The 22,251-nt window shown below is 67.6% G+C and carries 24 protein-coding genes and 1 tRNA gene; 11 read left to right on the top strand and 14 right to left on the bottom strand.

The genetic code is table 11. The features are described 5' to 3' along the window. The first annotated feature begins 56 nt into the window (after positions 1-56). The 3 genes from NOW55_RS05865 to NOW55_RS05855 are packed head-to-tail and all read left to right on the top strand — an operon-like array spanning position 57 to position 3,020. Positions 57-1,412 (top strand): branched-chain amino acid ABC transporter permease, encoded by a 1,356-nt coding sequence (locus tag NOW55_RS05865; protein ID WP_390293323.1) that lies wholly within the window; start codon positions 57-59, stop codon positions 1,410-1,412. After that, entirely contained in the window at positions 1,405-2,268 is an 864-nt protein-coding gene (locus tag NOW55_RS05860) for an ABC transporter ATP-binding protein (RefSeq protein ID WP_256399153.1), read from the top strand. The genes NOW55_RS05865 and NOW55_RS05860 overlap by 8 nt, the downstream gene beginning before the upstream one ends. Continuing rightward, positions 2,265-3,020 (top strand): ABC transporter ATP-binding protein, encoded by a 756-nt coding sequence (locus NOW55_RS05855; RefSeq protein ID WP_256399152.1) that lies wholly within the window; start codon positions 2,265-2,267, stop codon positions 3,018-3,020. The genes NOW55_RS05860 and NOW55_RS05855 overlap by 4 nt, the downstream gene beginning before the upstream one ends. 162 nt (positions 3,021-3,182) lie before the next feature. On the opposite strand, the gene NOW55_RS05850 is transcribed toward NOW55_RS05855, so the two are convergent. The 4 genes from NOW55_RS05850 to NOW55_RS05835 form a co-directional block, all read right to left on the bottom strand. After that, positions 3,183-4,127, bottom strand: a complete 945-nt coding sequence (locus NOW55_RS05850) for a DUF4397 domain-containing protein (RefSeq protein WP_256399151.1) — start codon at positions 4,125-4,127, stop codon at positions 3,183-3,185. A 441-nt stretch (positions 4,128-4,568) separates the two neighbouring features. Further along, positions 4,569-5,876 (bottom strand): ABC transporter substrate-binding protein, encoded by a 1,308-nt coding sequence (locus NOW55_RS05845; protein WP_256399150.1) that lies wholly within the window; start codon positions 5,874-5,876, stop codon positions 4,569-4,571. Positions 5,877-5,957: 81 nt separating this feature from the next. After that, positions 5,958-6,542 carry a CBS domain-containing protein gene (locus NOW55_RS05840; protein WP_256399149.1) on the bottom strand — a complete coding sequence of 195 codons (585 nt, stop codon included), beginning with the start codon at positions 6,540-6,542 and terminating at the stop codon, positions 5,958-5,960. A 92-nt stretch (positions 6,543-6,634) separates the two neighbouring features. Continuing rightward, the gene (locus NOW55_RS05835; protein ID WP_256399148.1) at positions 6,635-7,393 is read right to left on the bottom strand and encodes a GTP cyclohydrolase III; all 759 of its coding nucleotides are present in this window, start codon (positions 7,391-7,393) and stop codon (positions 6,635-6,637) included. Positions 7,394-7,513: 120 nt separating this feature from the next. Here NOW55_RS05835 and NOW55_RS05830 point away from each other — a divergent pair, with 120 nt between their 5' ends. Further along, positions 7,514-9,478, top strand: coding sequence for a hybrid sensor histidine kinase/response regulator (locus tag NOW55_RS05830; RefSeq protein WP_256399147.1), 1,965 nt, complete (start codon positions 7,514-7,516; stop codon positions 9,476-9,478). 45 nt (positions 9,479-9,523) lie between these two features. Here NOW55_RS05830 and NOW55_RS05825 read toward each other — a convergent pair whose 3' ends face one another. Together NOW55_RS05825 and mct are read right to left on the bottom strand one after the other, a co-directional pair. Beyond that, positions 9,524-9,850 (bottom strand): DUF5785 family protein, encoded by a 327-nt coding sequence (locus tag NOW55_RS05825; RefSeq protein WP_256399146.1) that lies wholly within the window; start codon positions 9,848-9,850, stop codon positions 9,524-9,526. 188 nt (positions 9,851-10,038) lie between these two features. Further along, the gene (gene mct, locus NOW55_RS05820) at positions 10,039-11,226 is read right to left on the bottom strand and encodes a succinyl-CoA:mesaconate CoA-transferase (protein WP_256399145.1); all 1,188 of its coding nucleotides are present in this window, start codon (positions 11,224-11,226) and stop codon (positions 10,039-10,041) included. Positions 11,227-11,378: 152 nt separating this feature from the next. On the opposite strand from mct, the gene glmS reads away from it, so the two are divergent. From glmS to citE, 5 genes are read left to right on the top strand one after another with little or no spacing between them, the layout of a single operon-like run. Next, positions 11,379-11,819 carry a methylaspartate mutase subunit S gene (gene glmS, locus NOW55_RS05815; RefSeq protein ID WP_256399144.1) on the top strand — a complete coding sequence of 147 codons (441 nt, stop codon included), beginning with the start codon at positions 11,379-11,381 and terminating at the stop codon, positions 11,817-11,819. Continuing rightward, entirely contained in the window at positions 11,819-13,297 is a 1,479-nt protein-coding gene (locus NOW55_RS05810; protein WP_256399143.1) for a methylaspartate mutase subunit E, read from the top strand. Before glmS ends, NOW55_RS05810 begins: the two co-directional genes overlap by 1 nt. Continuing rightward, complete coding sequence (locus tag NOW55_RS05805; protein WP_256399142.1) at positions 13,287-14,594, top strand: methylaspartate ammonia-lyase; 1,308 nt, start codon at positions 13,287-13,289, stop codon at positions 14,592-14,594. The genes NOW55_RS05810 and NOW55_RS05805 overlap by 11 nt, the downstream gene beginning before the upstream one ends. Positions 14,595-14,641: 47 nt before the next feature. Next, the gene (gene mch / locus NOW55_RS05800; protein ID WP_256399141.1) at positions 14,642-15,709 is read left to right on the top strand and encodes a 2-methylfumaryl-CoA hydratase; all 1,068 of its coding nucleotides are present in this window, start codon (positions 14,642-14,644) and stop codon (positions 15,707-15,709) included. Next, the gene (gene citE, locus NOW55_RS05795; protein ID WP_256399140.1) at positions 15,706-16,746 is read left to right on the top strand and encodes an L-malyl-CoA/beta-methylmalyl-CoA lyase; all 1,041 of its coding nucleotides are present in this window, start codon (positions 15,706-15,708) and stop codon (positions 16,744-16,746) included. Before mch ends, citE begins: the two co-directional genes overlap by 4 nt. Here the strand turns inward: citE and NOW55_RS05790 are convergent, their stop codons facing one another. From NOW55_RS05790 to NOW55_RS05770, 5 genes are all read right to left on the bottom strand, one after another. Continuing rightward, complete coding sequence (locus NOW55_RS05790) at positions 16,747-17,091, bottom strand: DUF4112 domain-containing protein (protein WP_256399139.1); 345 nt, start codon at positions 17,089-17,091, stop codon at positions 16,747-16,749. A gap of 38 nt (positions 17,092-17,129) precedes the next feature. Then, positions 17,130-17,504 (bottom strand): hypothetical protein, encoded by a 375-nt coding sequence (locus tag NOW55_RS05785; protein ID WP_256399138.1) that lies wholly within the window; start codon positions 17,502-17,504, stop codon positions 17,130-17,132. A gap of 59 nt (positions 17,505-17,563) precedes the next feature. Beyond that, positions 17,564-18,193 (bottom strand): SOUL family heme-binding protein, encoded by a 630-nt coding sequence (locus NOW55_RS05780; RefSeq protein WP_256399137.1) that lies wholly within the window; start codon positions 18,191-18,193, stop codon positions 17,564-17,566. Positions 18,194-18,345: 152 nt separating this feature from the next. After that, positions 18,346-18,428: transfer RNA gene (locus tag NOW55_RS05775), tRNA-Ser, on the bottom strand. Positions 18,429-18,479: 51 nt separating this feature from the next. Then, a complete protein-coding gene (locus NOW55_RS05770; RefSeq protein WP_256399136.1) occupies positions 18,480-19,238 on the bottom strand; it encodes a DUF2064 domain-containing protein in 759 nt (252 codons plus the stop codon). An 87-nt stretch (positions 19,239-19,325) separates the two neighbouring features. Between NOW55_RS05770 and NOW55_RS05765 the strand changes: the two genes are divergently transcribed. Beyond that, on the top strand, positions 19,326-19,544 hold the full coding sequence (locus NOW55_RS05765) for a hypothetical protein (protein ID WP_256399135.1): 219 nt from the start codon (positions 19,326-19,328) through the stop codon (positions 19,542-19,544). A gap of 13 nt (positions 19,545-19,557) precedes the next feature. On the opposite strand, the gene NOW55_RS05760 is transcribed toward NOW55_RS05765, so the two are convergent. Further along, positions 19,558-20,178 (bottom strand): uracil-DNA glycosylase, encoded by a 621-nt coding sequence (locus tag NOW55_RS05760; protein WP_256399134.1) that lies wholly within the window; start codon positions 20,176-20,178, stop codon positions 19,558-19,560. A 93-nt stretch (positions 20,179-20,271) separates the two neighbouring features. Between NOW55_RS05760 and NOW55_RS05755 the strand changes: the two genes are divergently transcribed. Then, a complete protein-coding gene (locus NOW55_RS05755; RefSeq protein WP_256399133.1) occupies positions 20,272-20,850 on the top strand; it encodes a heme NO-binding domain-containing protein in 579 nt (192 codons plus the stop codon). A 32-nt stretch (positions 20,851-20,882) separates the two neighbouring features. Here the strand turns inward: NOW55_RS05755 and NOW55_RS05750 are convergent, their stop codons facing one another. Together NOW55_RS05750 and NOW55_RS05745 are read right to left on the bottom strand one after the other, a co-directional pair. Beyond that, positions 20,883-21,122 carry a DUF7976 family protein gene (locus tag NOW55_RS05750; protein WP_256399132.1) on the bottom strand — a complete coding sequence of 80 codons (240 nt, stop codon included), beginning with the start codon at positions 21,120-21,122 and terminating at the stop codon, positions 20,883-20,885. 6 nt (positions 21,123-21,128) lie between these two features. After that, positions 21,129-22,172 carry an Mrp/NBP35 family ATP-binding protein gene (locus NOW55_RS05745; RefSeq protein ID WP_256399131.1) on the bottom strand — a complete coding sequence of 348 codons (1,044 nt, stop codon included), beginning with the start codon at positions 22,170-22,172 and terminating at the stop codon, positions 21,129-21,131. Between the last annotated feature and the right edge of the window lie 79 nt (positions 22,173-22,251).

Raw genomic sequence — 22,251 nt, 5'->3', positions numbered from 1 at the left:
ACGACGAATCAGGGGGTGAGTACGGACAGAGTGCGGAGGAACAGCGTGCGGTAGTGATGGGCATCGACTTCCGGAACGACGGTCTGATGCTGCTGACGATGCTCGTCGGCATCTACGCCATCTACCTGCTCGCCGGACTGTTCATCGGCTTCCCGTTCCGGGGGCTGATGAACCAGATCGGCCAGCTGACGTTCTGGATCGCGGTCTTCGCGATGGCCTCGCTCGCGTTGAACCTGCACTGGGGGTACACGGGGCTGTTCAACATCGGTATCGTCGGGTTCATGGCGACCGGCGTCTACGTGACCGGCATCATCTCGAAGCCGGTGTTCGGCTCCGGGACCAGTGCGGCGGAGATCGGTGGATTCGGCCTGCCGCTGTGGGTCGGTATCATCGGCGGGATGGTCGCGGCCGGGCTGCTCGGACTGATCGCCGCGCTCCCGGCACTCCGGTTGCGTGCGGACTACCTCGCAATCGTCACCATCGCGCTCTCCGAGATCGTCCGGTTCTCGTTGCTGTCCGACACGCTCAGCGGCACGGATATCGCTGGCTACCGCGTCGGTCTCGGTGGCGGTGACGGTGTCATCCTCGACTACCGGGACCCCCTCGAAAGCCTGATTCGGGCCCTCAGCGCCCCCTTCGACCTCGTACTCGGCGAGCAGGCCTGGCTGTGGAACGAGGTCTACCTGGGCATAGTCGTCGACTTCGTGGCGAACTTCATCCCGAACAACCCCAAGCCGGTCGTCGACAACTTCGCGTACTCCGCCGTCTTGCTGCTCATCCTCGGCGGGTTCTACGTGCTCGTCCGTCGGACGGGGAACTCCCCGTTCGGTCGGGTGCTCAAGGCCATCCGCGAGGACGAGGACGTGACGAACGCGCTCGGGAAGAACACGAACATGTTCAAGATCAAGTCGTTCGTGGTCGGCTGTGCCCTGATGGGGCTGGTCGGCATCCTCTGGTTCGGCACGCAGGGCTCGGTCACGCCGAACACGTTCCGGCCGCGCATCACGTTCTACATCTGGATCGCGCTCATCATCGGCGGTGCCGGGTCGAACTCCGGCAGCGTCATGGGCGGTGCGGTGTTCGCGGCGTTCCTGTTCCAGGGGCCGCGGTACTTCAAGAACGTCATCGAGACGGCGCTCGGCAACCCCTCGGCCCCGTCGAGCTTCGGGCAGGCGATGCTGCCGATCTCGAACGGTGACGTCGTCCCGTTCCTGCTCTACACGCTCGACAGCATCAGGCAGCTCCAGCTGTTCATGATGGGCGTGGTGCTCATCGTGCTGATGCATCGGCGTCCGGACGGGCTGCTCGGCCACCGGAAGGAGCCGGCGTCCAGCATCCCGCTGACCCGGCCGATCAAGCGTTCGGGCGGCGGTGACACCGTCGCGACCGACGGAGGTGAGACCGATGAGTAGCGAACCCGAGACCGCCGACGCGACCGCCGGTGTAGAGCAGTCCGAAGGCCGCTCCCTCGACGCGCTCTCCGGAGCCGGTGACACCGTCGAGGTGCCACTGAAGGTCCGCGGACTCGAGAAGCACTTCGGCGGTATCACGGCCGTCGACGGTGTCGAGTTCGACATCGAGAAGGGAAGCATGACCGGGCTCATCGGCCCGAACGGGGCCGGGAAGTCCACCACGTTCAACTGCATCACCGGCACCCACAAGCCCGACGGCGGCAGCGTCGAGTTCAACGGACAGGACATCACGGGACTCGAACCGTTCGAGGTCGCGGACCGCGGCCTCGTCCGGACGTTCCAGATCGCCCGCGAGCTCGGCGAGATGACCGTCCTGGAGAACATGATGGTCGCGCCGAAGCACCAGCGCGGCGAGGCGCTCTGGCGCTCGGTGCTGCCCTACGTCCGGAATGACGTGAACCGGCAGGAGCAGGAGATACTCGAACGCGCGTGGGAGACTCTGGAGTTCTTCGACATCGACCACCTCGCGAACGAGTACGCGGAGAACCTCTCCGGCGGCCAGCGGAAGCTGCTGGAGCTGGCCCGTGCGCTGTTGACCGATCCGCAGATGCTCCTGCTCGACGAGCCGTTCGCCGGCGTCAACCCGTCGCTTGAGGAACGGCTCCTGGAGCACATCCACGAGCTGCGCGACCAGGGCTACACGTTCCTCATCGTCGAACACGACATGGACCTCATCATGCAGAACTGCGAGAAAGTCATCGTCATGCACCAGGGACGCATCCTCACCGAGGGGACCCCGGAGGAAGTACGGAACAACGAGGACGTCATCGAGGCCTATCTGGGTGGTGAGGTATGAGCGACTCCCAGGCGACGAGTGCGGCCCAGGACGTCATCCTCTACGACGACAGCCTGCTCTCGGTACGGGACCTGGACGCCGGCTACGGCGACCTGCAGATCCTGACCGACGTGGACCTCGACGTCAACGACGAGGAGTACGTCACCATCGTCGGCCCGAACGGGGCCGGCAAGTCGACGGTCATGAAGTCGGTCTTCGGACTGACGAGCCACATGGGCGGGACAGTGAAGTTCGGCGACAAGGATATCACGGCGATGCGCCCCGAGGACATCATCCACCTCGGTCTCGGCTACGTCCCGCAGAACGACAACGTGTTCAGCTCGTTGTCGGTCCGGGAGAACCTCGAGATGGGTGCGTACATCCTCGACGAGGTGCCACAGGACGCGCTGAACGAGGTGTTCGATCGCTTCCCCATCCTGGAGGAGCGACAGACGCAGAAGGCCGGGACGCTCTCGGGTGGGCAACAGCAGATGCTCGCGATGGGTCGGGCGCTGATGCTCGACCCCGACCTGCTGTTGCTCGACGAGCCCTCCGCCGGGCTCGCGCCAGACCTCGTCGCGGACATGTTCGACCGTATCGACGCCATCAACGACGCCGGCACGGCCGTGCTGATGGTCGAGCAGAATGCCAAGGAGGCACTCCGGCGCTGTGACCGCGGCTACGTGCTCGTCGACGGGAAGAACCGCTACGAGGACGAGGGGACGACTCTGCTGAACGATCCGCAGGTCCGTCAGGACTTCCTCGGCGGGTAACCGTCGGCGGTACGTCCACGGGCGTCTCGAACGGGGAAAACGCGTCGCTCTATGCGTTTCTGCAGGGGAATGGTGGCTCCCGGTTGTCCAGCACGGACAGCAACTGCTGGAGTTCGGGCACGCTGGGTGACCGGGAGCGGGCGGGGGAGGCGAGCGCGGTCTCTAGGCGACCACCCTCTCCTCGTCGTCCTCTTCGGTGGTCGTCTCGTCGCCGTCAGTCGTCGTTTCCGCGTCGCCGTCAGTCGTCGTCTCCGCATCGTCGTCAGTCGTCGTCTCCGCATCGTCGTCAGTCGTCGTCTCGTTACCGTCCATGCCCGTCTCGTTGTCCATCATCTCGTCCTCGGACGGCAACTGGACGGTGACGGATGCATCCTCGGTGAGGACGACCTGGAACGGCGTATCAGCCGGTGCCTCGTCCGGGTTCAGATAGCCGACCGCGAGCGCGGAGTGCACCTGCCCGCTCTCGAGGGACACGTTCACCGTCGTGACGACGGTCCCGTCGTTCCCAGCGGTCGCCGGCCTGATCTCGGCGGTGTAGTTCCCGGCGGGAACCGACACGTAGTCCGAGGCGTTCTGGAAGGTCACGTTCTCAGCGAGCACGACGCTGCCGTTCGCGAGGGTGACGTCGACGGCCGGGGCGTCGGGCGAGAGATGGACGACGCTCAGCGCGCTCCGGTTCTCGCCCGGAGTGAACGCGTCGTCATCGAAGAACACGGCGGCGAACGACGTGTTTCCGCTCTGGGTCACCTCGCCGCTCGCGGCGACCGTCGTCACGGTCCGCGGTTCGATCGTGACCTCGCTGTCGAACACTGCGGTGTCGGTTCCGTTCGCCAGGATGGAGACGTTGTACGTCCCCGCGGACATGGTGAGGTAGTCACTGACGGTACCGAAGCTCACGTTCGAGAGTACCGTCTCGTTGTCGACGCGAACGTCGACCGCGGGCGCATCCGGCGACGCGTGCGCGACGCGCAGGTACGAGGTGTTCTGGTCCTGACTGGCCTGGTGTTCGTCTGTGAGCTGATTCGAGTCGACGGCTGCTACGAACGCCACGGTGCTGCCGATAACCGCGATGGCGAGTACTGTGGCGAGGAGTTTTCTATCTGGCATTACTGTATCTCCGTTGGTATGGGAGAAGCGTGCGGCCTTTGTTATGGAGACGTACGTTCAGCGGCGCGAACGGCCGTTCGACGTAACGTACTGGTACTCGAGGTGGCACTCCAGACACCGCGAGTGCGGGCTCTCTGGGCCACGAGCGGTGGCCAGTCGTCGCGAGTAACCTCGCGTCGTTCGAGCATCGTTCGAACTTACCGCGTTCCGACGTGACCGTCCGTGGATTGACGACGACAGCCGGCTCCGCCGATAAATCGCGCCGTATCGACAGCGAGGTTCTGACGCCGCCGACACTACCCTCGACTGGAGTCGGTCGCCCGACACCTCGCGTACCGAACCAGTCCCCACCGGCCGCTATCCGGAGTGACTCGGGTGAGAGCCGTCGGTCGTCGTCGTCGGATCCGAAAGAAAGAAAGAACGTTAGTGACCGGTCGTCGCTTACTCGGCCGACATCGCGTCGCTGACGACGGAGGAGTACGAGGACGACCCCTGGTTGAACGCGACCTGCCGCCAGACGGAGCCACCGAACTCGTCCTCGAACACGGAGGAGAACCGTTCGGAGAGCTGCTGGCCGTAGTCGTTGTTGATGTACAGCGTCGAACAGGTCTCGGCCTCGAGCTCCTCGGAGGCGATCTGCGCCATGACACGCCCCTGCAGGCGGTCCGACGGTGCCGTCCGGAAGATGAAGTCGTTGTCGTCGAGGTTCGTCACCGACAGCGCCGTACTCGACGGGGAGCAGCCGACGATCTCTCCGGGAATGAGGACCTCCTGACACACCGGGACGTTCACACCGGACGACGCCGTCCCGCAGATGTACGGGAAGCCGGCGTTGACCAGGCTGTTGGCTGCGCTCACACCGGACTGGGAGTTCGTCTCGGTGTCCTCCAGCTGGGTGGTGACCGTGAGGTCGACATCCGACTCGTTGACCTGCTGTGCAGGGATCTGTGCGGCGTTGATCATCGACTCACCGGTCGACGCGAGCGCACCGGTCTCCGGCAGGAGGATTCCGAGCATGATCTCTCGACCCATGCCGCCGGGCATGTCGTCGGCGGACGGACCCTCGCCGTCCGGGTTCGCACCCTCGAAGTTCTCGGTCCGGACCGTCGAGGTGCCGCCGTCACTGAACTCCCACAGCGCGTACGCCGCGGATGCAGGGTCGCCGTTCTGGTCGAAGTTGACGGAGCTCGACGCACCCTGGTAGTTGACGTTCTCGCCGTTGGCGGCTGCCTCGACACCCTCGACGAAGTTGTCGGGCGTCACCTCCATCCCGCCCGGGTTGGAGACGTTGCGCATCTGGTCGCGGATGGCCGGCCCGGAGTTCTCACCCGCAGCCGCGTTCGCGAGGATGCCGACCGCCGCCGAGTCGTACGACTGGGACGAGAAGACACCGGGCGACTCACCGTAGATGTCCTGGTACAGGGACTCGTAGGCGGACTGGGCGGGACCCCCGGCAGCAGGTGCGGTCCCGATCACGTTCGTCATGTCGTTACCGACCTGTCCCGGGAGGTCCGGGTCGCGGAGGCCGTCCGGGATGAGGATGTCGGTGTCGTTCCCGTAGCTGCTGTAGTAGTCCCGGAACAGCTGGATACCGTCTTCGGGATAGCCGACGATCGTGAGCATGTCCGGACTTCCACCACCACCATTTCCGCCATTCCCACCGATACAGCCAGCTAGACCTGCCAGGCCGGCAGTTCCAGCGATTCCAGTAGTCTTCAGCACTTCGCGCCGTTGCAGTTTCCGTGCCATGCTACCGTCATACTTACCCCTGCGTTATAAATTTGCCTCCCGAAGTGGGCGGTCGACCGGGAGAAGAGACGGAGATGACCGTTAGACCTGTCGGCAATCAGAGCAGATTAACTGTCCGTTCGAGTCGTGTAAGGAGTCCGCTAACGCGCCACAGAGCTCGCAGACCCCCTGTGTGCCGTATCCGTCCTCCGTGACGCTCGCTTCGCTTTCGACCGCCGAGGCGGCGGTCGCGACCCCCTCCGGGGCTGCCCCCGAGGTGAGCGAACGCGAGGCCTGGAGCGTGCTCGCGGCCTCGATTACGTCGCGTTCCGTGAGCACACCGACGATCTCCTCGTCGTCGGTGTCGTCGGTCACGACGACGTTGCGTATCTCCTCTCGGGACATCGTCTCAGCCGCGTCGGCGAGCGGTCGGCTCGCGCCCATCGTGATGACCGGCTTCGTCATCAGGTCCTCGACCGCGGTGGATTCGGGGTCCCGCCCCTCCGCGACCATCTCGAGGATGTCCCGTTCGGTCATGATTCCGACGGGAGTGCGTCCCCGCATGACGAGGACGCTCCCGACGTCCTCCTCGTGCATGAGCCGGACGGTGCTGCGCACCGAATCGGACTCGCTGACGCCGACGAACTCTCGCGCGGTCACGTCACGAATCGACACGTCGCGTTCCATGTGTGACGGTTTGACACGGCCGCTATAAAATCTACCTGCAGCAACTTTATCCGGTCACCCGACGAAGTTACGGGGTTGAGGCGACCGGGTGATCAGTGGAACTCGACGGGCGACGCTTCGGCCCGCCCGACCTCGAGTGCGTGCTTCGCCGCGTAGCCCGCGTCGTGCGGCGTCGAACCCTCTCCGACGCCGACGCGGAGTGGGATGCCGGTCTCCTCGCGGACGTGTTCGATGGCGTCGTCGTACGCCGGCGCGTCGAGGTCCGGACAGACGGCGATGATGTTGTCCCCGCCGACGAAGAACGAGAGCGAGTCGTGGGCCTCGTACATGTACCGCATCAGCGACGCGTAGGCCTGCTCGATCTCGATGAAGGCACCGAAGGCGTCGAGCTCGTCGGTGTACTTGCCCGTCGCGTCGACCACGTCGAAGTGGGCGATCTGCACGTCGTGGTCGGTCCGGAATTCGTCCTCGATGACGCGCCCGTCGAGGATCTCACGCCGGGACTTGTCCTGTGCGCTCCCGGCGTCCTGGATGAGGTTCGTCGCGTCTGCGAGCGCCTGCACGGGCGAGGTACCCGTCGCCACGCCGAAGCTTACGGTAACCGGATAGCGGTTGCGCACCGACTCCTGGATGAGTGCGTGGTCGTCCATGTCGAGGCCGTTCGTGACCGCTACCATGTTGTCGAAGCGCGTGAAGAAGACGTAGCCGTCGCGGTTCCCGACGAGCTGGGAGAGGTCGGCGTACAGGCGAGACTGCAGGGTCTGCAGGTCGACCTCGCGTCGCGGCTCCGGCGTGACAGTCCACGGCCCGTAGTTGTCGATCTGGATCAGCGTTATCTGCGTGTTCGTCACTGTTGGCCGGAGCTTTCGATTGCATCCGTATAAGTGGAACTACATCCAGATTCGAGATGCCGGGCCGCCGCGGCCACGCGATTTAATTATGTCGGCTCCAACTGGGTGTCGAAGACACTCATGTCCGCCCACGCCGTGCTGGTCGTCGACGCGGACCCCGAGGTCGCCACCGGCCTCGAAGCGCGTCTGTCGGCCACAGAGACCGCGATGTCCGTCAGTTCCGTAGCTACAGTGGCGGACGCCACGGCGGCGGTCGCCGACGGCACGGTCGACTGCGTCGTGAGCGAGCACGAACTCTCCGACGGTGTCGGTGTGGAGCTGCTCCGTCGGCTCGGCGAGGGCTATCCGGACCTCACCCGGGTCCTGTTCACCGACGTGGGCTCCGAGGCGGTCGCGAGCGACGCCGTCGAGACCGGCGTCGACGCCTACATCCCGAAGCAGCTGGGGGCCGATGGCCGGGGGGACGCCCCGGCGACCGACGACGCGTACGACCGCCTCGTGGCGGCCGTCGAGGCGGGCCTCGAACGCGCGGAGCGCTCGGCGGTCGACCCCGACAGCACCGCAGCCAAGATCGACACGCTCCACGACGTGGCGATGGACCTGGAGAACTGCACCGACGAGGCCGAGATCTACCAGGTCGCAGTCGAGGCGGCCGACAAGGTACTCGAGTTCGACATGTCCAACATCGACATCGTGGCGGACGGTATGTTGAAACCCATGCAGACGTCGGCGGAGATGCCGAAGGACGGCGTCGAGTCGGTGCCGCTCGGCGGGGAGAGCGTCGCCGCCCGCGTCGCTCGTACCGGGGAGGCAACGTACAACGAGGACCTCCGACAGGTGCTCGACGCGGACCCGACACAGATGACGTACCGGTCCGGACTGACGGTCCCCATCTCCGACATCGGGGTGTTCCAGGCCATCTCCGAGGAGATCGCGGCGTTCGACCAGGCGGACCTCGAGCTCGCGGAGACCCTGATGCAGCACGTCGCCGAGAGCGTGAAGCGGACCCGGTTCCAGCGGACCCTTCGCGAGGAGCGCGACCGGTTCGCGGCGCTGTTCGAGAACGTCCCGGACCCCGTCGTCAGGCTCTCCACGGGCGATTCACCGACCATCGACGCGGTCAACGAGGCGTTCGCCGCGACGTTCGACTGCGACGCCGAGGCGGTCGTCGGGACTCCCGTCGACGAGGTGCTGGTCGCCCCGGCCACCGCCGGCGGCGAGGCGGTGTTCCCAGGTATCGGGGCCGCAGACGACGCGACCCCGACCCAGCTCCGACTGGCGGCCGCTGACGGGCCGCGTGACTTCCTAGTCCACGTCGTCCCCGTCGACCGGCGCTTCGCCACCGGTGACGAGCCAGACGAGGTGTACGGCTTCTACGCCGACATCACGCCCACGAAGGAGCGCGAGCGCGAGCTCGCCCGGCAGAACGAACGGCTCGACGAGTTCGCGAGCATCGTCAGCCACGACCTCCGCAACCCCCTGAACATCGCGGAGGGACACCTCCAGCTGGCCACCGAACGCATCGGCGACGACGACGACCTCGGCGAGGTGGCGTGGGCCCACGGCCGGATGCGCGAGCTCATCGAGAACCTGCTCTCGCTGGCCCGGACCGGCTCGGTCGTCGACGAACCCGGCGAGCTCTCGCTCTCGGCCACGGCCGACCAGGCCTGGTCCTCCGTCCACCTCCCCGATGCACAGCTCGACATCGTCGACGACGTCCGCGTCCGGGCGGACCATGGCCGGCTCACTGACCTGCTCGTGAACCTGTTCCGGAACGCCGTCGACCACGGGCGACCGGACGTGACTGTCCGGGTCGGCTCCCTCGACGACGCCGGGTTCTACGTCGCAGACGACGGCCCCGGCATCCCGGATGATACACGAGAGCAGGTGTTCGACTCCGGCTTCACGACCAGCGACGGCGGGACCGGCTTCGGCCTCGCCATCGTCGAACAGGTGGCGACCGCCCACGGCTGGACGGTCACAACGACCGAGAGCGAGCACGGCGGCGCGCGGTTCGAGTTCCTGACCGACGACGGAACGGACCCGCTCGCACGGGAGCACGTGGTGTCGGTCGACGAGGACTGAGCAGTCGCTCGCGAACGGCGGTCGTCGAGACGAGTACCGAAAGAATCAGGCGTGCTTGATGTTCGACTCGCCGGCCTTCGGGTGGAACTCCCAGAAGCCACCGGCCCGCATCGCCCTGCCGACGGCCTTGTGGAACGTGACGATGTCCTCGAACTCGCCCTCCGTCACGTGCTCGAAGATGTCCGCGACACTGACGACGCGCTTCGAGTTCAGTCTGATCGGCTCGTCGCCGTGCTCCTCGACGAAGTCCGCCGCCTTCAGCGGGAAGTCCCCGTCCTCGTCCAGCTTCTTCGCGAGGACCGCCATCCCGTACTTGCGCATCCCCTCGCTGCCCTCCTCTCCGTCCGGGTCGTGGGGCCACTCGTTGCTCATACGCTGACTGAGAACGGTACCCTCAAAAGGGTTTGCGAAACCCGACCATCTTTTTCTTCGTCGGGTGCGCCGGAGGCGCACCGCTCCTCGAAAAACATTGGTGAAAAAGGCCGGGCGCTCACTGCGTTCGCGCCCGGTGAATCGCGCTCGCTTCGCTCGCGCGAACGGTGACGGCGGAAGCCGGGCGCTCAGTCGTCGCCGGTCGCCCGTTCCGCTCCATCGTCGCGCTGCTCGCCGAGCAGTTCGTCGCGGTGTTCGTCGAGCAGGGGGGCGCGCCCCTGCGGGCCGGTCGGCGTCTCGGAGAACTTGATGGGGCAGCCGGCGACGGTGACGTCCCGGTCGGCACCGGGCTGTTCCACGTCGGCGAGCATCCCCCGCTCGTGGACGTGCGGGTCGTCGAAGATGTCGGCGGTGTCCTGTACCGGCGCGACCGGAACCTCGCCCTCCAGCGCGTCGACGACCGCTTGCTCGGAGTGTTCGCGGGTCCAGTCGGCGATCTCCGCGCGCAGTGCGTCCCGGTTGCGCAGGCGCGAGCCCGCGTCCGGGTAGTCGGCGACGAGGTCCGGACGGTCCATCGACTCGCAGAGCGCGCGCCAGTGGCCGTCGGAGAAGGCGGCGACCACGACGTGACCGTCGCTCGTCTCGAAGGAGTTGTACGGGAACAGCGTCGGGTGCGAGTTGCCCTGTCGGGTGAGCACCTCGTCGGTGTAGGAGTAGTGGTAGACGGTGCGCTCGCACATCGACACCATCGCGTCGTACATGGCGGTGTCGACGTACTGGCCCTCGCCGGTCCGGTCGCGGTGGTGCAGCGCGCCGAGGATGCCGACGGCGTTGAGGACGGCGGTGAACAGGTCGCCGATACCGGGGCCCACCTTCGTCGGCGGGCCGTCCTCCTGGCCGGTGATCTCCATGACGCCGCCGAGCGCCTGCGCGATGAGGTCGAAGCTGGGCTGGCCCTGTCTGTCGGTCGCTCCCGTCCGGGGGTCCCCGAAGCCACGGATGGAGGAGTAGACGAGCTCGGGGTTGTGTTCCTTGAGCGTCTCGTAGCCGAGGTCGAAGCGTTCCATCGTGCCTGCGCGGTAGTTCTCGACGACCACGTCCGCTTTCTCGACGAGCCGGAGGAAGTCCTCGCGGTCGCGGTCGTCGCCGAGGTCGAGCTCGATCGACCGCTTGCCGCGGTTGACCGACTGGAAGTAGCCGCCGTAGGGTTCCTCGTCGCCGTCGCCCGCGAACGGCGGGTTCGGCCGGATGAGGTCGCCCCCCGGCCGCTCGACCTTCACTACGTCCGCGCCCATGTCCGCGAGCAGCATCGTACAGTACGGGCCTGCGAGGACCTGTGTGAGGTCGACGACGGTGACGTCTTCGAGCGCTCCCATGGGGGTGACGAACCCGCCCCCGCGCTAAAACCTTCCGGATAAATCATTACATTGTGGTTGTTTCACATTGAGGCGGTTTAGGGTGTTTAAGGAGTATTATCATGAAAGACCATTAACTTTAAGGATTGTTCATGCAACTTGGCGGATACCGCATGCCCACGACAGTCATCCTCGGTGTCATCGGCTCCGACGCACACGTCGTCGGAATCACGATCCTCGACCAGGCCCTCTCCGCAGCGGGCTTCGACGTCGAGAACCTCGGCGTCCAGACCTCCCAGGAGGAGTTCGCAGCAGCCGCGAGCGAGCACGACGCCGACGCTGTACTCGTCTCCTCGCTGTACGGGCACGCCGAGCAGGACTGTCAGGGGTTCCACGAGCTCCTGGCCCGCGAGGACATCGACGCCACCACCTACATCGGTGGCAACCTCGCGGTCGGTCAGGACGACTTCGAGCAGACCCGGACGACGTTCCGGACGCTCGGGTTCGACCGGGTCTTCGACTCGGAGACGACACCGGAGGAGGTCATTCGGTCCCTCGAACGGGACCTGGGGATCTCCACCCGGGAGGCCGAGACGGATCGAGTTCAGGCCTGATGATACGCGACGAACGCCTCACCGCCGACGAGTTGCAACGCATCGACGACCACATCCGCGACGACTGGCCGACCGGTGCGGCGGTCGACTTCGAGGCGGCCATCGCCTACCACGAGTCCCTGCCCGCGCACAAGCAGTTCGCGGACGTGCTGGAGTCGGCGGACCGACCGCTGCTCCAGCCCCGGGCGGGCGTCCCGCGCCTCGACGACCAGGTGAACCTGCTGACCCACCTCCACGACGAGGGCGCGGCGGACCTGCTCCCGACGACCATCGACTCGTACACGCGCGACAACGAGTACGGGAAGGCCCAGGAGGGCCTGGAGACGGCCCGCGAGTCCGGCGACGCGACCCTGAACGGCTTCCCGGCCGTCAACCACGGCGTCGAGGGCTGTCGCGAGCTCATCGACCGCGTCGACGCGCCCATCGAGGTGCGTCACGGCACGCCCGACGCACGCCTCCTCGCCGCCGTCACGTTCGCCGGCGGCTTCCAGAGCTTCGAGGGCGGCCCCATCTCCTACAACATCCCGTACACGAAGGAGGGGAGTCTCGCCCAGACCATCGAGCACTGGCAGTACGTCGACCGCCTCGCCGGCGCGTACACCGAGCGCGGCGTCACCATCAACCGCGAGCCGTTCGGCCCGCTCACCGGGACGCTCGTCCCGCCGAGCATCGCCATCGCAATCATGCTCGTCGAGGGGAAGCTGGCCGCCACGCAGGGCGTCCGGAGCCTCACGCTGGGCTACGGGCAGGTCGGCAACGTCGTGCAGGACGTGGCAGCGCTCCGCGCGCTCCGAAAGCTCGGCAACGAGTACCTCCCCGACGAGGTGTGCGTGACGACCGTCTTCCACGAGTGGATGGGCGGGTTCCCGCCGGACGAGGCCCGCGCCAACGGCGTCATCGGCCTCGGCGGGACCACGGCCGCCATCGCTCGCCCGGACAAGGTCATCACGAAGTCGCCACAGGAGTTCCAGGGCGTGCCGACGAAGGAGGCCAACGCGGCCGGCCTCCGTACCACGCGCCAGCTCATCGACATGGTGGTCGAGCAGGACATCGTCCTCGACGGCGTCGACGAGGAGCAGGCGCTCATCGAGCGCGAGACGCGCTGTCTCATGGACGCCATCGATGCCCACGGCGACGGCGACGTCGCGCAGGGCACCATCGAGGCGTTCGGATCCGGCGCGCTGGACGTCCCGTTCGCGCCGAGCGACGCCGCCGAAGGGGCGGTCCTCCCGGCCCGCGACGACGACGGCCGCGTCCGGATCTTCGAGTGGGGCGAGCTGGCAATGGACGACGACATCAAGGAGATCCACGGGGCCCGCCTCGCGGACCGCGCGGAGACCGAGGGCCGCAAGCAGTCGTTCCGGATGGTCGCCGACGACGTCGACGCCATCAGCGACGGCAAGCTCATCGGGCGACCGACCGGGACGGATGCCGGCACCGACCCCCGCGGCGACGGGGGTGAGTCTCGTGCGGATTGAGTCCGTCCGGGCCGTCCCGACGGTCTCGGGGTTCTTCTTCGACGACCAGCGAGCCATCAAAGAGGGCGCGACACAGGACGGCTTCGCCTACGACGGCGAGCCCGTCACGCCCGGATTCGAGGATATCCGCGAGGCCGGCGAGGCGCTCACGGTCGAGCTCGAACTCGAAGACGGCAGCGTCGCGACGGGCGACTGCTGCGCCGTCCAGTACTCCGGTGCCGGCGGTCGCGACCCGCTCTTTCGTGCCGAGAAATACCGCCCGGTCGTCGAGGGTACGGTCGCGTCGGCACTCCGGGGCCGGGACGCCACCGAGTTCGCCGAGAACGCCGACATCGTCGAGGAGCTACCGGCCGCGCGCCCGACCGAGGACGGCGGCGCGACGGGGGGTGACGACGGGGACAGCACGGACCAGCTCCACACCGCGGTCCGCTACGGCGTCTCGCAGGCGCTGCTCGAAGCGGCTGCACTCGCGAACCGGGAGACGATGACGGAGACGCTGGCCGACGCGCTCGGGACGACCCCGGCGACCGAACCGGTGCCCGTCTTCGGCCAGTCCGGCGACGACCGGTACACGAACGCCGAGAAGATGATCATAAAGGGCGTCCCCGTCCTCCCGCACGGGCTGTTCAACAGCGTCGAGAAGCTCGGCGAGGACGGCGAGGGGCTGCGCGAGTACGTCGACTGGCTCGCGACGCGCGCGGTCGAACTCGGCCCCGAGGGCTACGACCCCACGATTCACGTCGACGTGTACGGGGTGCTGGGCGACGTGCTCGGTGCACCCTACGACCGCGCCGCGGTGACGGACTACTTCGGCACGCTCGCCGCGGCGGCCGGTCCCTTCGACGTGCAGGTCGAGGGACCGATGGACGCGGGCGGCCGCGAGGAGCAGATACACGAGATGACCGAGCTCCGCGACGGGCTCGCGTCGGCCGGCGTCGACGTCGACATCGTCGCCGACGAGTGGTGCAACACCTTCGAGGACGTTCGCGCGTTCGTCGACGCTGGCGCGGCCGACCTCGTGCAGGTGAAGACGCCAGACCTGGGCGGTGTCCAGCGCTCCGCTGCGGCCGTGCGCTACTGCGATGGTACCGACACCCGGGCGTACCTCGGCGGCACCTGCAACGAGACGGTCACCTCCGCGCGGACCTGCGCCCACGTCGCGCTCGCGACCGACGCGGCCCAGACCCTCGCCAAGCCCGGCATGGGTTTCGACGAGGGCTTCATGGTCGTGACCAACGAGATGCGACGTGCACTCGCCCGGATGCGACCCACGCCGGAGGCGACGGCCGACGACTGAGGACTGCGACACCGACCGACCCACACACCCCTGACGACCGACGACACATGGACTACACAGACACGGAGACGTTCGGGACGATACTGGACAGGACGGCGACGCGCGAGAAGGGCAACTGCTTCGAGGACTTCAGCGAGGGCGACCGCATCGAGCACGCCCCCGGCCTCACCCTCTCGAACTACGCCAACGAGCTGTGGGCGAGCCAGACGCTCAACCACGACCCGATGTACTGGCGGACCGACGCGGCCCGCGCGGCCGGCTTCGAGGAGCCGCCGGTCCACCCGGACTACCTGCTCGCGGCCGTGATGGGACCGACGGTGGAGGACCTCTCCGAGAAGGGCGGCTACTTCCTCGGCCGGACGAACGTCCGGTACCACGACCAGTCGGTGACGCCGGGCACGGAGCTCCGGGTCTCCTCGACGGTCGAATCGACCGCGACCTCCTCCTCGCGCCCGGAGTACGGCATCGTCACCTGGGAGACCGAGGGCAAAGACGCCGAGACGGGCGACCCGCTGGTCAGCTACGAGCGGACCAACATGATACCGCGGCGTGAGCCCGTCGCGACGGACGGCGGCGAGTCCGCGGCGGCCGACGGTGGCGACGCCGATTCCGGTGAGGGCGACGCTGACGACACGCCACCGTCCGAGTTCATCACGCCCGACGGCGACCGCTTCGGCGACTTCGCCGCCGCGCTCGACGCGGCCGCGGACCGCGACGCCGCCGTCGCCTACCGCCACGAGCGCGGGCGGACCATGGACGACGTGATGGTCGCCACGCTCCCGCTCATGACGCTCAACACGGCGAAGCAGCACCACAACGTCGACGTGATGGCCGACTCGCCGTCGGGCGACATCGTGGCCTACGGCGACGTGACCCGCTCGGTCGCGCTCGGGCACGCCCGCTCGGACGAGGCGACCTACCGCGAACTCGGCTGCGACGACGAGCGGTTCCACACGTTCGTCACGCCCGGGGACACCGTCTACGGATTCACACGCGTCGTCGACGCCGAGGACACCCACGACCACGCCGGCACCGTCACCTTCGAACACATCGCGTTCAACCAGCACGACGAGCCCGTCTACTCGGGGACCCGTCGCGCGCTCATCCAGCAATGACAGACATCGCACGCACCTTCCAGACCGCACCGGCCGCCGTCCCGCGCGACAACACGGCGAAGTACCTCGACAGCGCTCTCGAAAGCGAGGGGTTCGCCTGCCCGGACTGGCTCGTCCCCGACCTGGAGGACGGCACCGCGCCCGACATGAAGGCCGAGGCGCTGGAGAACGTCGTCGACCGCCTCCCCGCACACGCCGACGCGTTCCCCGGCGAGATCTGGCCCCGCGTGCAGTGGGCCTACGACGACGAGGCCGCCCGCGAGCAGGGTCACGAGGAGATCCGGACGCTCGTCGACGAGGTCGGCGAGTACGTCGACGGCGTGGTCGTCCCGAAGGTCGGCCGGCTCGCTGACGTGAAGGCGGCTGCCGGCGTCGTCGCCGAGGCTGAGCGCGAGTTCGGCTTCGAGGACGGGGCCATCGGACTGGCGGTCATCGTCGAGACCGCGGCGGCGAAGTCGGACCTCCGCGAGATATCCCTGTTCGGCGCGAACTCCCGGCTCGACGCGCTCGTCTTCGGCCCCGTCGACTACACCGCCGAACTCGGTGGCCGCGAACTCGACGGCGAACGCCCCGAGTGGTCCGGCCTGCTGGAGGACCTCTCGAACGAGGCCAGCGCGAACGACCTCGTCGCCATCGGCGGCCCCTACGACCGGCTGTTCACCGAGCGTGCCGGCGTCACCTTCTACAACGGCGACGGCTACGCCGACCACGTCGAGCGCGAGGCCCGCGTCGGCCTCGACGGCTCGTGGTCGCTCTACCCCAAGCAGACCATCCAGGCGAACCGCATCCACATGCCGACGTCCGACGAGCTTGCCCGCGACGTGCGGAAGATAGAGGCGTTCCAGGAGGCCAAATCCGGCGGCACCGGCGCGGTCACCGTCGAGGGACAGATGGTCGACGAGGCGACGTTCAAGAACTTCGTGAACACCGTCGAGACGGTCCGGACGATCGACGAGCGTCACCCCGACCAGACCGCCGAGGCATACGACGACGGGCTGCTCGACCGCGCGCTCACGGTCGACACGACCTGGACCTGACTACGACGCCAGCGACTCCTCCAGCAGCTTCCGGTTCTTCACGTTCGCCTTCCAGTACACGTCGAAGAGGTCGCCGACGATCGGGAGACTTCCGAGCACCGTGTCCAGCCCGATGTTGACGAGCATCCGGACGATGGTCCGCTTCTTCGCGCCCGCGATGATGGCCTCCACGACGATGTACAGCGAGAAGAACGCTGTCACGAAGTCGCCGACGAACGGGAGCAGCCCGAGGATGGGATCGAGCCCGACCCGACGGTTCGTGCCCGGGATTCTGATAGCCTCGTCGAGCAACCAGGCGACCCGCTTCGTCCGCCGGACAGCCGGGTGTGTCGGTTCGGGTTCCATACCCGATATGTCGGGGGCAGCGAGCAAAAGTTCGGGGGTCAGTCGTCGGCCTCGCGTCGCAGTCGTGCCTCCGGAACCGGGTTCAGGACCCCGAACAGGATGCGGTTCGTGGCGACCCCAACGGCCATCCCGAGTATCGCCGGCGGAACCACGCCCACCGGGACCGAGCCGTTCACCGCCGCCGCCACCAGCGCGACGATCGCGAGACTCCCGACACCGACCAGCACCCACGTCCCTGCCCTGCTGCGGTCCGAGGCGGCACCGAGGAGGAACATACCGACGGCGACGCCTGCACCGACGAGCGGCCAGCCGGGGCTCCACCGGAGCATCGATAGCGGCACGACGACGCCGACGTTGGCGAGGGCGAGCAGAAGGTCGCGGCGGACGATGGCGTCCGCGACCGTGTTCGACATATTCGAAACGACGAATGTCTGGTCCGTAAACCTTCGGTTGCGCCGTTCCGAATCGGAGTTCAGCTCGCGTCGACTTCGACGGCGACCTCGTTCCGCCGCATGAACGGCGGCGTCCACGGGTCGTTGTACCGCAGCAGGTACGGCTCCCCGGTCGGCTCGACACCAGCCTCCGCGAGCGTCGTGCGGAGCTGTTCCGTCAGTCGCTCGACCCGCCAGCCCGGCGCGTACCACGAGAACCGGACGACTGCGACCGTCTTCGGCGGCTCGACCACCAGCCGGACCGTCGACTCCGTCGGGACGGGTGCGGACTCCGGGCCGTACTCCTCGGGCAGGTAGAACGCCATCCGCGTCCCGCCGTCGTCGGCGTCCGAGCGTACCGGTGCCGTCATCGAGACGGACTCGCCACCCCTGCCGTCCGAGCGCACCGGTGCCGTCATCGATATCTCGTCCTGCCGCTCGTTCTCGCCCGAGATGTACCGGAACAGCCTGCGGAAGGCCGTCATCTGGTCGGTCGCGGTCGTCTCGACGAACACGGTCCGCGGGTACCGCCGAATCTCGACGCCGTCGACCTCCCGCACCTGTTCGTACGGCACCTCCTCTGCCGACCGCGACGAGTACGCGCCCCAGGCGATCCAGCCGCCGAGCAGGACGGCACCGCCAACGAGTGCGGTCTTCGTGCGTCTGTTCATGGCTAGTTGTACGTTATCGAGGCTGATGAATCGGACGCCGACGCCGGCGAGAACACGATGGGCCGGGATTCGAACCACGGTCGCTCCGCTTCGTTCAGCTCCCTGATTCAGATCCCAGCCGATACTGTCCGCTGCTCACGTTCGTCGCAGGACGGTGGGGCTGGGATTTGAACCCAGGAGGCATGACGCCACCTGCTTTCAAGGCAGGCGCAATAGGCCGCTCTGCCACCCCACCTCGTGCTGGGAGTTCTGCGTTCGGCTCCTAAGAGTTGTCGGTTGCCCCCGGTCAGTCGCGGACGAGCTCCGGGCCGTCCTCGCCGTCGACGACGTGGAGGCCGTGCTCGCGCACGAACTCGGTGGTGAACTTCGGGACAATGCGGCCGGCCTTGGCCCGTGCACGGATCAACGCCACCACGTCTGCGAGGTCGGAACCGGTCTCGACGGTTCTGTAGCTCGGGAGGAAGTCCACGTCGAGGTCCGCGTCGGCAGCCCGGTCGACCAGCGTCTCGACGGCAGGGGTTGCGAACGCGCCGTCGAAGTCGATGGGTTCGCAGAACGCGGCGGTCCAGACGCGCCCGTCGGTGGCGGGGCCGACGACCACGTCGGAGGTGCGGAGCCTCATCGCCGCGCTGTCGACGTCCTTCCGGCCGACCAGCGGCGCGTTGCCGTCGAGCACCAGCACCGAGTTCTCGCCCTCCTCGCGCAGCAGGTGGGTGACCGTGTTGCCGACGCGGCCGTCGCGGGTCGAGCCGACCTGCACCTCGAAACGCACGGCTGCGGGGTCCTCTGCGGCGCGGTCGACGACGGCCCGGACGGCTTCTTCTGCGGCCTCGTCGGCGTCGACGAACTCGTCGGGGAGTGCGTCGTCGTCGCGGTAGTTCACGAGTACGTCGCCGCCGGACTGGTCGGCGGCGAAGACGGCGTCGGCGAGCAGCGCCGCGTAGCAGTCCGCCGCTTCGGCGGCCGACAGCGGTGAGGTCTCGGCGAGTCGGGGCAGGACGAGGCCCTCGCGCGGGGGCTCGGCGAGGACGACCACGAGTGTCATGTCCGAACCTGTCGGCCGCGGGGCCTTCAAGCCGCCGTTCCGGGTCGATGGGTTGGAGTTAAGTCGACACCGGCCGGGTGTGTCGGTATGAACTGGTTGAAGGCACTCGGCTTCCTCGTCCCGTTCGGTATCGTCCTCTCGGCGGTCGCATCGGTCGTCCTCCTCGGGAACGGCCTCGCTGCCCCGCCGGAATCGGTGTCGGTCGCGCCCGCCGCGGCGACGCTCGCCGTCGTCGTCCTGGTCGTAGTGGGCTTGCTCGTCGCAGGCGGCCGGTCGCGTCGCTGGCTCTCCGGACAGTACTGGTAGGCAGAGCTCCGTCTCAGCGTTCTCGTCGCCCCTTCGTCTGGCGGTAGTCCGAGGCCATCAGCGCCGCGAACCGCTCGACGAACGTCTGGACCTGCTCGTCGGTCGCCGCTCGGGGCGGAATCATCGGGACGAGTTCGAAGCCACGGCCACGGATCGCCTCGCCGTGCTGCTCGTACATGTCGAGCTCCGTGGCGGGCGTCGTGGTGTACTCCGCGCTGATCTCCGCGAGGGCGCGCTCGCCGACGGGCACGATGATCTCGGGGTTGATCATCCGTATCTCGGCGTTGAGGTACGGCTCGCAGGTGCCGACCTCGGCGTCGGTCGCTGGCCGGTCGGGGTGGTGACACCGGGTCAGCGAGGTGAGGAAGACGTTCGCGACCGCGGGCTCGTCCGGGTCGTCGTCGACCCGCCGGAGGCCGAGCCGCTGGAGCACCCGCCCGAACCCCTCGTCGCGGCCGAACGGCACGCCGGCGGCTTCGGCGGCCGCGTCCGGTCCCTCGCCGACGAAGAGGAAGTCGGCACCCACGTCGCCGTAGCCGTGGACGACGCGCTCGCGGCGCTCGCAGAGTTCGCAGTTCGTGCAGTCCTCGTCCATACCGAACGGGTTCGCGAGGTCGTCCTGGTTGGCGTCCACGTCGGGAGCGTGGGCGGGCACGGACAAAAAGCCGTCTGAAGGGTTCGTTACCAGCTGCTATGGGGTAAGTATATATCTAATGGAGATAAACAAATGCATCGGGCACGAATGCACGGAATCGTTCTGAAGTCCCTCAAGGACTTCGTCGTCGATACGTACGACACAGAGACCTGGCGGGCGATCCAGGAGGCGGCGGGCGTCCCGGGCAAGCTGTACGTGCCGGTGAGCGAGTACACCGACGAGGAGACGCTCGCGCTGGTGTCCGCGGCGTCGGAGCTCTCGGGCGAGGACGAGGGCGACCTGCTCTACGAGTTCGGTCGCTACGCGGTCGGGCCGCTCGTCGAGACGTACGGGGTCCACGTCGACGGCGAGTGGACCGGGCTGGAGCTACTCGCGAACACGGAGGCGTACATCCATCAGGCGCTGCGTGCGAAACAGCTCTCGGAGTTCACGCCGCCGAAGCTGCAGTCGAAGCGCCTCGGCGAGGACGCCGTCGTCGTCCGGTACGGCTCCGACCGGGAGCTCTGCAAGCTCGCGGAGGGCATCATCGACGGCGTCGGCGAGCACTACGGCGAGCACTACCGGACCGACCACCGCAGCTGCCAGCTGGAGGGCGACCCGCACTGCGACATCGTCGTCCAGCGGGCGGAGGAGCCGTTCGCTGCAGACTGATTCAGGAGCCCGAGAATCGCCGTGGCGGTGGGCTACCGACCGAGCCCGCCGCGCTCTTTCACTTCGAGGATGAACTTCACGTTCCTGACGACGTCCTCCGGCGTCGTCTCCTCGTCGGGGTCGTAGATGTCGCTGGTGCGGTAGAGGATGTTCGCGAGCTGCTCCGATTCCGAGCTCTCGCCGCGAATCTCCTCGGCGACCTCGCGGAGGACGGCGACGGTCTCCGGGTCGTGCTCGGGCAGGCCGTCGGCGTCAGAGCTGTCCTCGGGCATGAGCGGTCACCGGGTGTTCGCCTGCTTCTGTCGCCGGACGAAGCCGACGTTGTTCGCGACGTTCTCCGTGATCTCGCGGAACGCCCCGCCGGTGTCGCTCTCCTCGTCGAGGACGACCGGCCGACCCTCGTCGCCGCCGGTGCGGACCGCGGGGTCGAGCGGGACCGACCCGAGGAACGGCATGTCGTGGACGTCGGCGAAGCGCTCGCCGCCGCCCTCGCCGAAGATGGCGTGCTCGCCGCCGCAGTCGGGGCACCTGAACGTCCCCATGTTCTCCGCGATGCCGAGGACGACGGTGTCGTGCTTGCCGAACATCTCGAGGCCCTTCCGGGCGTCGTCGAGCGCGACCTCCTGTGGCGTCGTGACGATGACCGACCCGGTGACGGGCACGGTCTGGAGCAGGGTGAGCTGCGTGTCGCCGGTGCCCGGCGGGAGGTCGATGACCATGTAGTCGAGGTGGCCCCACTCCACGTCCTCCCAGAGCTGTGTGAGGACCTTGTGGACCATCGGGCCGCGCCAGATGACGGGGTCGTCCTCGCCGACGAGGAAGGCCATCGACATGAGCTTCATCCCGAACCGCTCGGGCGGGACGAGCTTCTCGTCCTCGGTCGCGCCCGGGGGCTCGTCGGCGTCGACCATCCGGGGGACGTTCGGGCCGTACACGTCGGCGTCGAACAGCCCGACGCTCGCGCCCATGTCGGCCAGGCCGGCGGCGATGTTCACGGCCATCGTCGACTTGCCGACGCCGCCCTTGCCGGAGGCGACGGCGATGACGTTCTCGACGTTGGGGAACACCTCGTCGCCGGCAGAGAGGTCGTCGACGATGCGTGCGGAGAGGTCCAGTTCGATGTCCGTGTCGGCGAAGGCCTCGCGCACCGCGTTCGCGATGTTGGTCTCGGTCGGCGAGTACGGCGCGCCGAGCGCGAGCGAGATGGCGACGGTGTCGCCGTCGACCGATATGTCGTTCACCAGCCCGAGCGACACGATGTCGTCACCGAGGTCGGGGTCCTCGACGGTGCCGAGACGGTCGAGGACGGCGTCTTCGTCCATACCCATCCCTCCGGGCGAACAGGTGGTAAGGGCTTCGAAGGAGGGAGCACTCGAACACGTGCAGTCGCCCGGCTAAAAT

Origin of the sequence: Haloarchaeobius litoreus (assembly GCF_024495425.1) — an archaeon.
Taxonomy (GTDB): domain Archaea; phylum Halobacteriota; class Halobacteria; order Halobacteriales; family Natrialbaceae; genus Haloarchaeobius; species Haloarchaeobius litoreus.
This window is presented reverse-complemented; position numbering and strand designations above follow the sequence as displayed.

Excerpts from the sequence above, each read along its gene's own strand:
- NOW55_RS05865 (WP_390293323.1), top strand. The coding sequence starts at position 57 with ATGGGCATCGACTTCCGGAACGACGGTCTGATGCTGCTGACGATGCTC.
- NOW55_RS05860 (WP_256399153.1), top strand. The coding sequence starts at position 1,405 with ATGAGTAGCGAACCCGAGACCGCCGACGCGACCGCCGGTGTAGAGCAG.
- NOW55_RS05855 (WP_256399152.1), top strand. The coding sequence starts at position 2,265 with ATGAGCGACTCCCAGGCGACGAGTGCGGCCCAGGACGTCATCCTCTAC.
- NOW55_RS05850 (WP_256399151.1), bottom strand. The coding sequence starts at position 4,127 with ATGCCAGATAGAAAACTCCTCGCCACAGTACTCGCCATCGCGGTTATC.
- NOW55_RS05845 (WP_256399150.1), bottom strand. The coding sequence starts at position 5,876 with ATGGCACGGAAACTGCAACGGCGCGAAGTGCTGAAGACTACTGGAATC.
- NOW55_RS05840 (WP_256399149.1), bottom strand. The coding sequence starts at position 6,542 with ATGGAACGCGACGTGTCGATTCGTGACGTGACCGCGCGAGAGTTCGTC.
- NOW55_RS05830 (WP_256399147.1), top strand. The coding sequence starts at position 7,514 with ATGTCCGCCCACGCCGTGCTGGTCGTCGACGCGGACCCCGAGGTCGCC.
- NOW55_RS05825 (WP_256399146.1), bottom strand. The coding sequence starts at position 9,850 with ATGAGCAACGAGTGGCCCCACGACCCGGACGGAGAGGAGGGCAGCGAG.
- mct (WP_256399145.1), bottom strand. The coding sequence starts at position 11,226 with ATGGGAGCGCTCGAAGACGTCACCGTCGTCGACCTCACACAGGTCCTC.
- glmS (WP_256399144.1), top strand. The coding sequence starts at position 11,379 with ATGCCCACGACAGTCATCCTCGGTGTCATCGGCTCCGACGCACACGTC.
- NOW55_RS05810 (WP_256399143.1), top strand. The coding sequence starts at position 11,819 with ATGATACGCGACGAACGCCTCACCGCCGACGAGTTGCAACGCATCGAC.
- mch (WP_256399141.1), top strand. The coding sequence starts at position 14,642 with ATGGACTACACAGACACGGAGACGTTCGGGACGATACTGGACAGGACG.
- citE (WP_256399140.1), top strand. The coding sequence starts at position 15,706 with ATGACAGACATCGCACGCACCTTCCAGACCGCACCGGCCGCCGTCCCG.
- NOW55_RS05790 (WP_256399139.1), bottom strand. The coding sequence starts at position 17,091 with ATGGAACCCGAACCGACACACCCGGCTGTCCGGCGGACGAAGCGGGTC.
- NOW55_RS05785 (WP_256399138.1), bottom strand. The coding sequence starts at position 17,504 with ATGTCGAACACGGTCGCGGACGCCATCGTCCGCCGCGACCTTCTGCTC.
- NOW55_RS05780 (WP_256399137.1), bottom strand. The coding sequence starts at position 18,193 with ATGAACAGACGCACGAAGACCGCACTCGTTGGCGGTGCCGTCCTGCTC.
- NOW55_RS05770 (WP_256399136.1), bottom strand. The coding sequence starts at position 19,238 with ATGACACTCGTGGTCGTCCTCGCCGAGCCCCCGCGCGAGGGCCTCGTC.
- NOW55_RS05765 (WP_256399135.1), top strand. The coding sequence starts at position 19,326 with ATGAACTGGTTGAAGGCACTCGGCTTCCTCGTCCCGTTCGGTATCGTC.
- NOW55_RS05755 (WP_256399133.1), top strand. The coding sequence starts at position 20,272 with ATGCATCGGGCACGAATGCACGGAATCGTTCTGAAGTCCCTCAAGGAC.
- NOW55_RS05750 (WP_256399132.1), bottom strand. The coding sequence starts at position 21,122 with ATGCCCGAGGACAGCTCTGACGCCGACGGCCTGCCCGAGCACGACCCG.
- NOW55_RS05745 (WP_256399131.1), bottom strand. The coding sequence starts at position 22,172 with ATGGACGAAGACGCCGTCCTCGACCGTCTCGGCACCGTCGAGGACCCC.